Raw genomic sequence first — 13,219 nt, 5'->3', positions numbered from 1 at the left:
TGGCGTCATGGATGTTCGCGCTGGATTCACCGAGGCGGCTCAAAAAATCGGACAACCAGTCGCAGCCACTCATAGCAATCCCCCGCCCGTGATCATGGTAGTGGCCCGATCCAGCCATTCAGCGAGAAAACCGGGGATGGACAACCCCAGCCACAGCACCAGTCCCAGATGGACGAGCACCGGCAGCAGGTTCGCCGAGACCGGCATCTGTCCCTCGGGTGCTGTGCCGTAGACCATCGGATGCAGATGCCGGAACAGTCCGGCGAAGGCGATCGCCAGTCCGCTCAACAGGACCACGGTGAACCAGGGGTATGTCTGCATGGTCGCGGTCAGGAGCAGGAATTCGCTGGTGAAGACCCCAAACGGCGGAAACCCCGCGATGGCCACCACGCCGAACAGCAGCGACCAGCCGATCGCCGGCTGAGTGCGGATCAGCCCGCGAATGCGCTCGATCGACTGGGTGCCGGCCAGATGGGTCGCGTGCCCGACGGTGACGAAGATCGCCGACTTGGTGAGCGAATGCACCAGCATGTGCAGCAGCGCGCCGAAGGTCGCCGGCGGCCCGCCGACCCCGAAGGCGAAGGTCATCAGCCCCATGTGCTCGATCGACGAATAGCTGAACAGCCGCTTGATGTCGCGTTGAAGGTGCAGGAACAGCGCCGCCACCACGAACGAGACCAGCCCAAACCCCATCAGCAGCGCCCCGGCCAGATACGGCGTGTCGGTCGCGGCCAGCGAGCCGTCGACCAGCATCTTGAGCCGCACCACCGCATAGAGCGCCACATTGAGCAGCAGGCCCGAGAGCACCGCCGACATCGGCGTCGGTCCCTCGGAATGCGCGTCCGGCAGCCACTGGTGCATAGGCACCAGACCGACCTTGGTGCCATAGCCGACCAGCAGAAACACGAAGGCGATGCGCATCACGGTCGGATCGAGCGCGGCGGCGTGGGCATGGAGCACGCTCCAGGTCAGCCCGGATTCGGTGTCGGCGAGCACCAGTTGCGCCGCGAAATAGGTCAGCACCGTGCCGAACAGGGCCAGCGCGATCCCCACGCCGCAGAGGATGAAATATTTCCAGGCCGCCTCGACCGCCTCCGGGGTGCGATAGAGCGAGACCAGCAGCACGGTCGCGAGCGTCGCGCCCTCGACCGCCACCCACAGCACGCCGAGATTGTCGGTGCTCAGGGCCACCAGCATGGTCAGAATGAACGCCTGATAAAGGCCGTGGTAGAGACGCAGATTGAGCACGCTGATGCGCCCGCTCGCCTGCACATGCTCCATGTAGGGTCGCGAGAAGATGGCCGTGGTCAGCCCCACGAAGGCCGTGAGCACGATCAGATAGACGTTGAAGGCATCGACCCGGAAGCCCAGGCCCGCGACGATCTCGACCTGCGCGACCGTCCAGGCCAGCCAGAGCGAGCCGAGCAGGGTCAGGCCCGAGACGGCCAGATTGAGCCGGCCCGCCGTCCCGAGCGCCCGCACCAGGAAGAGAGCGAGTCCGCCGATCAGGGGCGTGAGCAATGTCAGCAGCAAGGGCGCCATGTCAGAGCCTGCCGTCGGAGTCGCAGAGTCGTGCGCGGTCCATCTACTCCACCTCCTTCAACCGATTGAGCCGGTCGACATCGAGCGAGTCGATACTCTCGCGGATCTGGAAGAAGAACACGCCGAACAGCACCATGGCCACCAGCAGATCGAAGGCCACGCCCAGTTCGACCACCAGCGGCATCCCGGAGGTCGCGGAGACGGCGGCCAGGAACAATCCGTTCTCCATCGACATGAAACCCAGCACCTGCGCCACGGCCTGGTGGCGGAACACCATCATCAGCAGCCCGATCAGCACCAGCGCCAGACTCACGGCGATGATGTTGCGGGTGAAGGCCAGCCCCTGTTCGACCATCGGCAGCACCAGCCAGTAGCTGAAGATCACCAGCGCCACGCCGGCCATGACCACCAGCGCCGGATGCCGCAGATGCTCGGTGTGGCGCTCCAGCCCCAGACGGCGCACCAGACGATGCAGCATCCAGGGGATCAACAGCGCCTTGAGGGTCAGGGTCAGGAGCGCCGAGAAATAGAGATGCCCGGCGTGCCCGGTCAGGGCCACGGTGAAGGTCACGGCCGCCACCAGCGCCCCCTGCCAGGCGAAGACATGGATGGCCGCCACCAGCCGCGTCTGCGCCAGCAGCACGAAGGACAGAAACAGCGCCAGCGCCGCCATCAGTACGACGAACTGTTGCAGCAGCGGCATCACAGCCAGACTCATGCACCGACCTCCAGGATCACATGGCTCAGCAGCCCCAGCAGACCCAGGAGCAGTGCCAGATTCAGAAATCCCGGCACGCGGAACAGCCGCATCTTGGCCATCAGCGTCTCGCCGAGCGCGAGCGCTGCGCCCAGCAGCGCCAGCTTGACGACCACGGCGACCAGTCCCAGCGCCAGCGCCGCCGGCGTGAACTCGGTCGCGATGCCCCAGGGCAGGAAGACGTTGACGATCAGCACGCCATAGAGCAGCAGCTTGATCCAGGCCGCCCATTCCATGAGCGCCAGATGGCGTCCGGTGTATTCGAGCAGCATGGCCTCGTGGACCATGGTCAGCTCCAGATGCGTCGTCGGGTTGTCGACCGGGATACGCCCGCACTCGGCCAGCGCCACCAGCACCAGAGCCCCGAAGGCGAACAGATAGGACGGGCGCAGCAGGAAGCCATCGGTCAGATGATGCTCCATCACCCCGACCAGACTGGTGCTGTGCGCGGTCATGGCCAGGGTGAAGACCGCCATCAGCAGTGCCGGCTCGGCCAGCGCCGAGATCAGCATCTCGCGCGAGGCGCCCATCCCGCCGAAGGCCGTGCCCACGTCCATCCCGGCCAGGGCGAGGAAGAAGCGCCCCAGCGCCAGCAGCCCCACCAGCACGATGATGTCGGCGATGCCCGCGGTGGGCAAATCGAGCGCGATCAGGGGCACGGTGGCGCACGCCAGCCAGGTGGCGACGAAGACGATATAGGGGGCGACCCGAAACAGCGGCGAGGCGGTGTGCGCCACGCGCGTCTCCTTGATCATCAGCTTGCGCAGATCGGCATAGGGCTGGAGCAGGGGTGCGCCGCGCCGGTTCTGGAGCCGCGCCTTGACCCGGCGCACCCAGCCGACCAGCAGCGGGGCCAGGGCCACACAGAGCAGGGCTTGCAGCAGGGCGATGAACCAGGCACTCATGAGATGACCCACAACAGCACGAGCAGCGTCACCAGCGTCCAGCCGAGATAGACGCGCACGCTGCCCGATTGCAGGCGCGCCACCCGTCGCGCCGAGCTGTCGACCGCGCGCGCCACCGGCACATAGAGCCAGCCCCAAGCACGATCGGCGATCCTGAGCCGGTAGCGCACCGAACCATCCGCGCCCTGATCCCGGCCCTCGTCGATCAGGAACAGCAGCGCGAAGACGCGCCGGATCGGCTGGGCGAAGGAGGCGGCGCTGTATTGCATCCGGGGCGTCGGCGCGGCGAATCCGCAATCCCAGGGATCGCAGCGCCGCACCCGCCAGGAGGCGCGACGCTTGAACCACCAGAGAGCCGTGCCCGCGATCAGGGCCGGCAGCAGGATGGTCAGGGGCGCACTGTAGCTGGCGGTCTCGGCGGAGATCGGCGTCAGCCACAGCCAGCCGTTCGCGCCGGCCTGCGGCACGCCCGTCCCCAGTAGCTGGTCGGCCACAGGATCGAGCAGGCCGAGGATCTGGGTCGGCAGTACGCCGAACAGCACGCAGAGCCCGGCCAGCAGCCCCTGGCCGGCCCACATCCCCTTGGGCGAGGGTCGGGCGCGGCGCACATGACGCGAGCGCGCCTGCCCCAGAAAGGCGATGCCGTAGACCTTGACGAAGGTCGCCGCTACCAGCGCGCCGGTGAGCGCCAGCACCGCCGAGGCGATCGGCACCAGACTGCGCAGTACGCCGCTGTCCAGATTCCAGGCTTGCAGCGCCGACTGGAAGATCAGCCATTCCGATACGAAGCCGTTGAAGGGCGGCAGGGCCGAGATCGACAGACAGCCGATCAGGAAGAACGAGCCGGTCCAGGGCATCCGCCGCAGCAGGCCGCCCATCTGGTCCAGATCGCGCTCGTGGGTGCTGTGCAGGATGGCGCCGGCGCCCAGGAACAGCAGCGATTTGAACAGCGCATGATTGAGCGCGTGATAGAGCGCCGCGACCAGGGCCAGCGCGGCCAGATTGGGATGGCCGGTGGACTGGAACAGCAGCGCCAGTCCCAAAGCGATGAAGACGATCCCCAGATTCTCGACCGACGAATAGGCCAGCAACCGCTTGAGATCGGTCTGGACCAGCGCGAACAGTACCCCGACCAGCGCCGACAGACCGCCGACCGCGATCAGGGTCACGCCCCAGGACCAGTGCACCTCGCCATTGAGATCCAGCACCGTGCGGATGAAGCCATAGACCGCGACCTTGAGCATGACCCCGGACATGAGCGCCGAGATGTGCGAAGGCGCGACCGGATGCGCCTCCGGCAGCCAGGCATGGAGCGGCGCCAGACCGGCCTTCATGCCGAAGCCGAGGAAGGCGAGGGCGAAGGCCACCCCAGCCCACAGCGGTGTGAGTTCAGCCGCACGCATGGCGTCGAAGTCGAAGCCGCCGCCGAAGGCCGCCAGTACCCCAAAGCCGAGCAGGATCGCCAGTCCGCCGACATGGGCCATGAGCAGATAGAGGAAGGCCGCGCGCCGGTTGGCGGCCTGTTCGTGCTGGAAGGCGACCAGAAAATAGGACGACAGGGACATGACTTCCCAGGCGATCATGAACAGGAAGGCGTCGTCGGCCAGCACCACCAGCAGCATTCCGGCCAGGAACAGTCCGCTGAAGCCGCCGAGCGCGACCAGCGACTCGCGCCCGCCCTCGAAGTGGCGTACATAGTCGCGTCCATAGAGCCCGACCGCGCCTGTCACCAACCCGATGAGGACGAGAAAGACGCCGGAGAGCGGATCGAGCCGCACATGCCAGGGTAGCCAGGGCAGACCCAGCGGCAGGACGGCGCTCGCGTTCGTCCCAGCGATCAGCGTCCAGAGACCCGCAGCGAGCGCGACGCCACCGGCCAACCCGAGCAACGGAACGGCAGCCAGCCGCAGCAGACGCGGCTCGCGTCCGGCCAGTAGCGGGACGGCCGCCGATCCCAAGGCCAGCCACAGGGCCAGCAGAGCCAGTATGAGTGGCGCGTCGGGCATCTCCAGCCAACCCTAGACCGGCACCAGCCGATACTGTCGCTCCGGCACCACCAGAGTCAGCACGGCCAGAGTCGGGATCCACACCAGTATATAGATCACCATGGCACGCTTGGACTTCTCCTTCTCCAGCCATTTGCGCGGGCGCACGCCCTTGAAGAAGAACACGACCTTGCCGGCCAGATCGACGCTCACCACGTTGATGGCCGGCAAGAGCGAGGCACCGAGCGCCGGTTCGAGATGACCCTGACCCAGCATCAGCCCCACGGTCGCCGCCGGCGGCGGCAGGGCCACGGCGACCATGACGCCGACCGGCACCGTCTTGACCGAGCGGCGTATCAGGGGCACGTCGCCGAGGGCCGTGCCGAGACTGAGCGCCGGATTCGGCCCCAGCAGGCGTACATCGAGCGACTTGACGCGCTCGGCGGCCGCGCGCACGGTCTCGGCACTGCCGGCGCCGGCGATCACCTCGACATATTTCATCGACTACTCCACGAGAAAATATGGATGCGAACGAGAAGGGTACGGTTGAGGCTCAATCCAGATCGGGTGTGTGACCCGAGGCGACATAGATGGCACGCTCGGCGACATTGGTGGCGCGATCGGCCACGCGCTCGTAATTGTGCACGATCCAGAGCAGATAGGTGCCGGTGGCGGCGAAAGCGGCATCGGCGCACATGCGCTCCAGTACCTGGGCGATGAACTCGTCTTCCTCGCGATCGACCTCGGATTCCTTTTCGACCGCCGCGCGCAGTGTGGCCTCGCTGCCGTTGACGACGAAGGCGGCCAGGGTCTGTTCGAGCATGTCGATCGCGTCCTCGGCCAGTTCGACGATGGCGGTGACCGGCTCGGCGGGCAGGGGCGCCTGGACGTCGCGCTCGATGATGCGGGCGACGTCGGCGGCATAGTCACCGATGCGTTCCAGTTCGGAGGCCAGCTCCATGCAGGCGCCGACGGCGCGCAGATCCTCACCGGCGGGTTTGTAGGCGGCCAGAGTCACCAGACATTCCTGCTCCAGCAGACGGCGCTGCTGGTTGATGAGCTGATCGCCGGCGATGATGTCGGCGGCCAGCGCCTTGTCCTGGGTCTTCAGACACTCGACCGATCGATGCAGCGCCTCGACCACGCGCGCGCCGAGATCGCCCACGGCTCCCTGTAGGTGCGAACGTCTCTTTTGAACCAGATTCAAGCTCTCGGGCATTGCTCCATCCTCGGTCTTGGGTGTGTGTCGGTCGGAGCCGGGGCTCGACGCGACCGTTCCGAGGCGTCATTTTAAATCCAGTGATGGTCCGATGGCGAATGAAACTGCAACGGCGACAGGGCGAGCGTGCCATCAGCTATCCATTGCCAAGCATAGATCGTGGAAATGAGGCATGGCCCAGATCGTCATGATCCACGTCAAGGACTCGAGACCGAGTTGTCCGAACGACGGGGTTCCGAGGTGCGTGACGGCGGCTCTACAGCGACAGTCTCACGCGGAGGCGGCGGGGCGTGCTCCTGACGGAAGCTCAACACCTCCTTGGCGCGCATGGGCGGGCAGGGCAGCGGGCTGAGGGTGATACAGCCCTCGCGGCAGTCCTCGACGCAGATGCCGCACAGGATGCAGCGGCTGTGGTCGATGGCCCAGGTCTTGTCCTGCTTGTTGACCTGAATGGCCAGCGTCGGGCACTTGTGGGCGCAGATGGTGCAGAAGTTACAGTCGTCGATCCGAAACTCGATATGACCGCGCGTGCGGGCATAGGGCGTGCGGCGCTCGACCGGATAGGGGCGCGTGGCCGGTTTGGCGAGCGCACTGCGCGTCACCAGGGATGAGATGGGCTGGATCGACCAGGACCAGGACATGCGGATCACCTCTCGTTGCAGCTCACACAGGGGTCGATGGTCAACACGATGACCGGCACGTCGGCCAGCTCGCAGCCCCTGAGCATGTGGATCAGTGGGGCGATGTTGGCGAAGGTCGGGGTGCGCACCCGGAAGCGGTCCAGGTTCTTCTTGCCGTCGGCGCTGATGTAGTAGCAGACCTCGCCGCGCGGCTGTTCGAGCCGGAACATCGCCTCGCCCTTGGGTCGCTTGCCCTTGACCGAGATCTCGACCTCGCCCGCCGGCATCCGGTCGAGACACTGGGTGATGAGATCGAACGATTGATCGACCTCGCGCACCCGCACCAGACAGCGCGCATAGCAGTCGCCGTCCTGCTCGATGATCGGCTCCCAGTCCAGCTCGCCATAGGCGGCATAGCCGAGACGGCGCGTGTCGTGCGCCACGCCGCTGGCGCGCAGCACCGGGCCCACGGCGCCGAGCGCGTGCGCATCCGCCGCGCTCAGGAGTCCGACCCCGACGGTGCGCTGTCTGACTGTCGGATCGTCACGGAAGATGGTCGCGATCTCGTCGAAGGCGGTGCGGATCTCGCCGATCCGGCGCCGCACGCCGCGCAAGGTCTCGTCGTCGACATCCTTGCGAATCCCGCCGACCTTGCACACACCGAAGATGATGCGCCCGCCGGTGGTCTCCTCGATGATGTCGACCATCATCTCGCGGATACGCCAACTGTGCTGGAACAGGCTCTCGTAGCCGAGCGCGTCGGCGGCCAGACCCAGCCACAGCAAATGGCTCTGGATGCGCGAGATCTCGGCCCAGACCGTGCGCAGATAAGCGGCGCGCGGCGGCACCTCGACGCCCATCAGTTGCTCGACGCCCTGGCAGTAGCCCTGACCGTGGATGAAGCTACAGATGCCGCAGATGCGCTCGGCGACATTGGCCATTTCGATGAAGTCGTAACGCTCGGCGAGCAGTTCGAGACCGCGATGCACATAGCCGATCGAGGGCAGGGCGCGCACGACGCGCTCGTCGTCGAGTTCCAGATCCAGATGGATCGGCTCGGGCAGTACCGGATGCTGCGGACCGAAGGGGACGATGGTGGTGTTGGACATGGCTCAGGTCTCCGGGGCGGACTTGGCCGCCGGCTTCGCGGACTCCTTCTTGATCGTCACCTCGCCCGAGAAGGGGAGCTTGGTCTTGGTGCGCAGGAAGTTGCCGCCATAGTCGACCGTCAGTCCCGGAAAACTCAGGCCGAATAGGTCTTTGAGTTCATTCTCATAGGTGAAGGCGGCGGGGAAGATGGCGCTCAGGCTCGGCAGCTCGGGTAGCGGGTCGCGTGGGAGCTGGACGCGGTAGTGGGTGCAGCGGTAGTCCTGCTCATAGCTGATCAGGATCTCGAAATGATCGGCGCGCGCGGTGCCGGTCATCTGCACCAGCCGGAAGCCGTCGCGTTGGTGCTGTTCGGCGGTCGGCACCCATTGGTCGAGTGTCAGTTCGTTGAATGGCTCGTCGAGGCTCATGGATTCACCATCTGCTGTTCGAAGTCGCCGTGATCCCGGCGCACGACCTTGCGTTGACGTTTACGCTCCCTGGCGCGCTGCTCCAGGATGTCGAGCGCCTGGACGATACCGTCGATGATGCTCTCGGGACGCGCCGCGCAGCCGGGGACATAGACATCGACCGGAATCACCTGATCGATTCCGCCATAGACGTTGTAGGCGTCGCGGAAGATGCCGCCGCTCAGGGCGCAGGCGCCGATGGCGACCACGACCTTGGGGTCGGGCATCTGCGCATAGAGGTTCTCGACCACCTTGCGCGATTCCTCGTTGACCGAGCCTGTCACGAGGAAGATGTCGGCATGTTTGGGATTACCGGTGTTGACGATACCGAAGCGTTCGACGTCATAGGTCGGCGTCAGACAGGCCAGCAGCTCGATGTCGCACCCATTGCAGCTCGTGGCCGCGTAATGGAGCACCCAGGGGGATTTTTTCAGGAAGCTCATGGAATTCCGGCTTTTGGGCTGAGGCTTTTGGGCTGAGTTTATAGAGGCTGGAGGTCGAGCGGACTCTTGGCCTCCTTGAGCGTCACGCTCGGTATCGTGTGAGTGTAGATCATCGTCGTGCGAACATCGCTGTGGCCGAGGAGTTCTTGGATCGTGCAAAGATTGTGCAACCTCTTTTCTGTAAATTTTCGTGGCGGGTGTCATGACGCCGGGGTTACGGGTTGAGGTTGAGATAGACCTTGCCGGTCATCCACTCGTCGTCCGGTTCGGCGAGCAGAGCCGAGACCAGGCGCAGGCAAGACTCGGGGTTCGGGAAGATGCCGGCCACCCGGGTACGGCGTCTCAGTTCCCGATTGATCCGCTCCAGACCGTTGGTGGTGCGCAGCCGCACGCGGTGCTCAGCGGGAAAGTCGAACACAGTGAGACTGTCCGGGATCGCTGCCTCGGCCCACTGGACGAGCTTGGGATGGTCTTTACGCCATTGGGTAAGCGCCTCCCGCCACAGTCGATCGGCCTCGGTTCTATCCGGCGCATTGAAGATGGCGCGCATCTGGGCGGCCACCGTTTTTTTCGCCTCCCGGCGCGTAACGAAGTGACCGGCATTCTATTGCCGGTAGAACCGGCAGCGCTGCCAGGGCACCGCGGGCAACACCGCCCGGCGGGCCGCCTTGAGTCCGGCGTGGTCGTCGGCAATGCTCAGCTTCACCCCCTGCAAGCCACGGGCCGGAAGGCTTTCGAGAAACCGTCGCCAATCGATTTTCCGCTGCGGATGCGGCAATCTCGCAGCCCAGCACGCGACGCCTGCCCCCAGCCGCGATCCCAACGGCCATCACGACGGCGCAATCGACGATTCTTCCTTCCAGGCGCACCTGCTCGTAACGGGCGTCCAAGAAGAGATAAGGCGCCTCACCCAGCGGAACGGAATTTACAGAAAGAAAGATACACAACTTTCCATAATGGTATTTCAGATGATTTAATGGGCTGAATTCATCACCAGAATCATAGCTACCTGTGCCAAGGTCAATAACGATATGTCTCCCATTTGGGGTGCAGAGGTATGAAGCATGACCATGCTCTACGTCCCAGAAAATTATTTTTGCTTCAGGCATATATTCCCTCTTTGTCTTGTTGCATAACGTTTGAGTTCAGCGGCGCGCGGCTTTTCGCGCGTCCGCTGGAACGATTGGTTGGGCAGTTACTGATGACGCACAATTATCGCGTCTGAAAGGGTCGAATAACGATCGCCCTCCCAATCAAACTCAATCCGTCGTCCGGGATTGTTACCACAACCGTCCAAGTAATTTCGAATTCTGGCTTCCATGAGTGGCTTGGCTCGCTTAAGTTTCCATGAGTCGAAGTAGTTTCGTTGGTCGACGAGCACGAGAAACAAGCGGTTTGAGGCATCGAAACGACGGTCGCCCTGATTCTCGTAAAGCCAGCGAATCAAGCCGCTTGAGTCTGCCTCAATTTCAGTGACAAGTGTGTTTCGGAAATGCACAAGCTCCACGATTAGTTGTTTGCACTCCGCTGCCGGATGGTCTGACACTTTCGCCCAAAGATCTTGGAGAAGCACGGCGTCAGCTAAGTCAGAGGAAATTGGCAGACCGTAAGTGCGAGCGGCGCGCTTTAGCAGCGTCAGTTCAGGGCGGAGTTTGGCTGCTTGCCGTTTCTCTTTGAGATAGCCTTCGGGCAGATACGTCACCTTCAAATCGAAAGGCGTGTCACGGACGAAGAAATCAATCTTCTTCACCAGGCCAACGGCTGGCAGAACGTTAGCATGGTCTTTGAAAATGTCCTCAATTATGATTGAGGTCCAGTGGTTATACCATGAGCACACCACGTAGCCGCGCAGGCTGGTTAGCAGCTCGTTTTCGACGCACCGGCACAGCGTCTCGTAATCCGTGATTTTCTTCACATAGTTGTCAACGATGGTTTTTTCCAGACTGTTCTGGTGAAGACCGCCCCAATTGAACTCCTGCACGCGGTATAGCTGATTGATCAACTCCGCTTCGTTGGCTCGGCGTTGTTCACGCTCATCTCGGTAGATGTCACGAGCACACGCCTCAATCGCCGGAGCATTGATGCCGGCGTTGAACGCAGCCTCGAACAACTGACGTGCGCCAACGTCCGGTCGTGCGATGCACGCCGACTGGAACAGGCGTTCGAGATATTCTGTGCGATTCAAAGAGCGCAGCTTGAGGAAGCGGAGTCCCTCGGCATCGGCAACAAGCTCGTTCAATTTGTCTTGGCGAAACAGGGCGTCGGCTTGGGCGAAACTCAGCGGCATGATTATTCCTTTGGCGTGGGCAGAGTGAAACTCCAACCCGGGATATCGGCGAGCGAATGAGATGCAGCCGCCGCGCGGGAGAAGACGAGGCCATAATCCGTGCGCAACGCTCCGTCCCGGTTATCCTGCACAACCGACGCCGCCGAATAAACCAGCGGGAAGCAACCGCAATACGTCATTCCTGCGGTGTCTGCGCTGTTGTTAAAGCTACCTAGGAATTTCCAGCTCGCTTCCGTCCGCGCATTGAAGAACAGCACAAGGAAACCGTTGTCGGTCAACTTGCGACTCGCGATTTCCAAAAACCGCGACATGGCCTCATTGTAGGCGAGTGTCTTCTTCCCGCGCTCCTTGGCGTTCGACACCACGATTTCCGATTCAAACGGTGGTTCTTCGTCAAGGATGACGTTCCATATTTCCGATAGTTCCAGATACGGAATGCGGTCGCCATGCGGTGGGTCGGTAATTACCAAATCAACCGACTTGTCGCGAAGCTGTGGAAGTAGCGCGAGACAATCGTCATTCAGAATCGCGTAATCGGCATCACCGTCGCAAACCGTTAGGATCTGGCCAGCTTTGGCTGTGATATGAGCGGATTCTGATTCCGCCACCGCCTTGATGAGCTTCTGTACGCGGCGCTCAAAACAATTCCACACGTTGATTTCAAAATGCTGTTTGGGCCGCCAGTAGCCAATCACCCACGAGCCGACTTCCATCTTCTCGCTCCTTGCGCCGGTCGTTTTTCCTCGACCCGTGATGGCGAAGACCATCTTGCTCATCTGACCGACCGCTGCCGTCAACGCGAGCCGCATTGGTTCTTGTTCTGCAACCGGTAAGTCATCAATCCCAGCCAACAGGAGTTCGATGTTACGCAGTGCCCGGCCGGTGAACAGGTCTTTCATCTTGAGCGACGGCGAGGAATTGATGCGCGAGTTCGTGAAAAATCGCGGCGCGCGCAACCGCTGCGGCTGATAGGACTCGAACCGCTCGGCGAGCGCGATGTCCTGTTCGCTTGGCTGTAACTCCACACGGCTGCATCTCTTCCCGTTCGTCAGCCAGACCTTTTCCATCATGCCATTGCGCCAGACGTAATGCGTGGCGGGCTTCTTCTGCACTGTGGCGTAGCTATCGAGAATGGCCTCTTTAACTACCGCGCTCACACGCTGGAACGCCTTATGAAGCAGGGCTGCCGGCGGCGGAGAAACCAGCATTCGAGTCAGCCGGACAGCAGCGGGGTTAATGTCTATGCCGACCACGCGCCGATTCAAACGAATCGCCTCCAGTGCTGAAATTCCAGAACCGAGAAACGGGTCAACTACCAGCCCGCCTTCCGGGCAAAGCTGTTGAATCAGGTAACGCATCGGTTCAGCCGGCTTCTTGCCCCAGTATTTGTGGAAGGCATAAAGCCCTCGATATGCCGCTGGATCAGCAAGAGTATTTAACGGCGGAGGAGTAACGAGTTCAGAGAAGGTAAGTTGCATTGAAAATTTGAGCCTCAGCGCTTTAGTGCGGTTGGTTATTTGTCTGCCTAACGTCTGAATTCACCGGCCTGTGCGGCTTTTCGCGCAAGTCCGGTGGAATGAATTGTTAGCTGCCTTCGCGCTCAGGTAAAAGATACTTCGCTGGCCTGCTTTTCATACTCCTGAACAGCGAGGAAGAAGACGCACGCATCCGCGAAGGTATCGCGGCGGATCCCGACACCATGAACTGACCGATGAAGAACTGAGCAAGCTCCGTCCGCTCACCCGCCTGCCCGGACGCCCAAAGGCCGACGCGACCAAACAGCCGGTCTCCATCCGCCTTTCGCCGGAAGTGGTCGACTATTTCAAGGCTGAAGGCCCGGGTTGGCAGACGCGCATCGATGCCGTGCTGCGCGAGTATGTCGCCTCTCGCTGATCGTCAGGCCGC

13 protein-coding genes and 1 pseudogene are annotated in these 13,219 nt (G+C 62.7%); 1 reads left to right on the top strand and 13 read right to left on the bottom strand.

The window, feature by feature from the left end; all coding sequences use genetic code 11:
* Window positions 1–69: 69 nt before the first annotated feature.
* The 13 genes and pseudogenes from Atep_RS09685 to Atep_RS09625 all read right to left on the bottom strand — a co-directional run bounded on the left by Atep_RS09685 (window position 70) and on the right by Atep_RS09625 (window position 12,792).
* A complete protein-coding gene (locus tag Atep_RS09685) occupies window positions 70–1,542 on the bottom strand; it encodes a hydrogenase 4 subunit F (protein WP_213378343.1) in 1,473 nt (490 codons plus the stop codon).
* 43 nt (window positions 1,543–1,585) lie between these two features.
* Window positions 1,586–2,260, bottom strand: coding sequence for a formate hydrogenlyase (locus Atep_RS09680; RefSeq protein ID WP_213378342.1), 675 nt, complete (start codon window positions 2,258–2,260; stop codon window positions 1,586–1,588).
* Window positions 2,257–3,204 carry a respiratory chain complex I subunit 1 family protein gene (locus tag Atep_RS09675; protein WP_213378341.1) on the bottom strand — a complete coding sequence of 316 codons (948 nt, stop codon included), beginning with the start codon at window positions 3,202–3,204 and terminating at the stop codon, window positions 2,257–2,259. The genes Atep_RS09680 and Atep_RS09675 overlap by 4 nt, the downstream gene beginning before the upstream one ends.
* Window positions 3,201–5,210 (bottom strand): hydrogenase 4 subunit B, encoded by a 2,010-nt coding sequence (gene hyfB, locus Atep_RS09670; RefSeq protein ID WP_213378340.1) that lies wholly within the window; start codon window positions 5,208–5,210, stop codon window positions 3,201–3,203. Before hyfB ends, Atep_RS09675 begins: the two co-directional genes overlap by 4 nt.
* 12 nt (window positions 5,211–5,222) lie before the next feature.
* Window positions 5,223–5,690, bottom strand: coding sequence for a DUF389 domain-containing protein (locus Atep_RS09665; RefSeq protein ID WP_213378339.1), 468 nt, complete (start codon window positions 5,688–5,690; stop codon window positions 5,223–5,225).
* A 52-nt stretch (window positions 5,691–5,742) separates the two neighbouring features.
* Window positions 5,743–6,408 carry a phosphate signaling complex protein PhoU gene (gene phoU / locus Atep_RS09660; RefSeq protein ID WP_213378338.1) on the bottom strand — a complete coding sequence of 222 codons (666 nt, stop codon included), beginning with the start codon at window positions 6,406–6,408 and terminating at the stop codon, window positions 5,743–5,745.
* A 197-nt stretch (window positions 6,409–6,605) separates the two neighbouring features.
* Window positions 6,606–7,049 carry a 4Fe-4S binding protein gene (locus Atep_RS09655; RefSeq protein ID WP_213378337.1) on the bottom strand — a complete coding sequence of 148 codons (444 nt, stop codon included), beginning with the start codon at window positions 7,047–7,049 and terminating at the stop codon, window positions 6,606–6,608.
* A 5-nt stretch (window positions 7,050–7,054) separates the two neighbouring features.
* Window positions 7,055–8,137 carry a hydrogenase large subunit gene (locus Atep_RS09650; RefSeq protein WP_213378336.1) on the bottom strand — a complete coding sequence of 361 codons (1,083 nt, stop codon included), beginning with the start codon at window positions 8,135–8,137 and terminating at the stop codon, window positions 7,055–7,057.
* Window positions 8,138–8,140: 3 nt separating this feature from the next.
* Complete coding sequence (locus Atep_RS09645) at window positions 8,141–8,545, bottom strand: NADH-quinone oxidoreductase subunit C (protein WP_213378335.1); 405 nt, start codon at window positions 8,543–8,545, stop codon at window positions 8,141–8,143.
* Window positions 8,542–9,027 (bottom strand): NADH-quinone oxidoreductase subunit B family protein, encoded by a 486-nt coding sequence (locus Atep_RS09640; protein WP_213378334.1) that lies wholly within the window; start codon window positions 9,025–9,027, stop codon window positions 8,542–8,544. Before Atep_RS09640 ends, Atep_RS09645 begins: the two co-directional genes overlap by 4 nt.
* A gap of 214 nt (window positions 9,028–9,241) precedes the next feature.
* Window positions 9,242–9,944 (bottom strand): annotated as a pseudogene (locus tag Atep_RS09635) (IS256 family transposase); the annotation flags it as partial.
* Between the two features lie 278 nt (window positions 9,945–10,222).
* On the bottom strand, window positions 10,223–11,314 hold the full coding sequence (locus tag Atep_RS09630) for a hypothetical protein (protein WP_213378333.1): 1,092 nt from the start codon (window positions 11,312–11,314) through the stop codon (window positions 10,223–10,225).
* A gap of 2 nt (window positions 11,315–11,316) precedes the next feature.
* Window positions 11,317–12,792, bottom strand: coding sequence for a DNA methyltransferase (locus Atep_RS09625; RefSeq protein WP_213378332.1), 1,476 nt, complete (start codon window positions 12,790–12,792; stop codon window positions 11,317–11,319).
* Between the two features lie 133 nt (window positions 12,793–12,925).
* On the opposite strand from Atep_RS09625, the gene Atep_RS17020 reads away from it, so the two are divergent.
* Window positions 12,926–13,207 (top strand): BrnA antitoxin family protein, encoded by a 282-nt coding sequence (locus Atep_RS17020; protein ID WP_336511400.1) that lies wholly within the window; start codon window positions 12,926–12,928, stop codon window positions 13,205–13,207.
* Window positions 13,208–13,219 lie beyond the last annotated feature (12 nt).

The organism is Allochromatium tepidum (genome assembly GCF_018409545.1).
In the GTDB taxonomy this organism is placed as follows: domain Bacteria; phylum Pseudomonadota; class Gammaproteobacteria; order Chromatiales; family Chromatiaceae; genus Thermochromatium; species Thermochromatium tepidum_A.
The sequence above is the reverse complement of the archived record's forward strand: the minus strand, read 5'-3'. Positions and strand labels throughout refer to the sequence as shown.

Excerpts from the sequence above, each read along its gene's own strand:
- Atep_RS09645 (WP_213378335.1), bottom strand. The coding sequence starts at position 8,545 with ATGAGCCTCGACGAGCCATTCAACGAACTGACACTCGACCAATGGGTG.
- Atep_RS09655 (WP_213378337.1), bottom strand. The coding sequence starts at position 7,049 with ATGTCCTGGTCCTGGTCGATCCAGCCCATCTCATCCCTGGTGACGCGC.
- Atep_RS09675 (WP_213378341.1), bottom strand. The coding sequence starts at position 3,204 with ATGAGTGCCTGGTTCATCGCCCTGCTGCAAGCCCTGCTCTGTGTGGCC.
- Atep_RS09680 (WP_213378342.1), bottom strand. The coding sequence starts at position 2,260 with ATGAGTCTGGCTGTGATGCCGCTGCTGCAACAGTTCGTCGTACTGATG.
- phoU (WP_213378338.1), bottom strand. The coding sequence starts at position 6,408 with ATGCCCGAGAGCTTGAATCTGGTTCAAAAGAGACGTTCGCACCTACAG.
- Atep_RS09640 (WP_213378334.1), bottom strand. The coding sequence starts at position 9,027 with ATGAGCTTCCTGAAAAAATCCCCCTGGGTGCTCCATTACGCGGCCACG.
- Atep_RS09650 (WP_213378336.1), bottom strand. The coding sequence starts at position 8,137 with ATGTCCAACACCACCATCGTCCCCTTCGGTCCGCAGCATCCGGTACTG.
- Atep_RS09625 (WP_213378332.1), bottom strand. The coding sequence starts at position 12,792 with ATGCAACTTACCTTCTCTGAACTCGTTACTCCTCCGCCGTTAAATACT.
- Atep_RS09685 (WP_213378343.1), bottom strand. The coding sequence starts at position 1,542 with ATGGCGCCCTTGCTGCTGACATTGCTCACGCCCCTGATCGGCGGACTC.
- Atep_RS09665 (WP_213378339.1), bottom strand. The coding sequence starts at position 5,690 with ATGAAATATGTCGAGGTGATCGCCGGCGCCGGCAGTGCCGAGACCGTG.
- Atep_RS09630 (WP_213378333.1), bottom strand. The coding sequence starts at position 11,314 with ATGCCGCTGAGTTTCGCCCAAGCCGACGCCCTGTTTCGCCAAGACAAA.
- hyfB (WP_213378340.1), bottom strand. The coding sequence starts at position 5,210 with ATGCCCGACGCGCCACTCATACTGGCTCTGCTGGCCCTGTGGCTGGCC.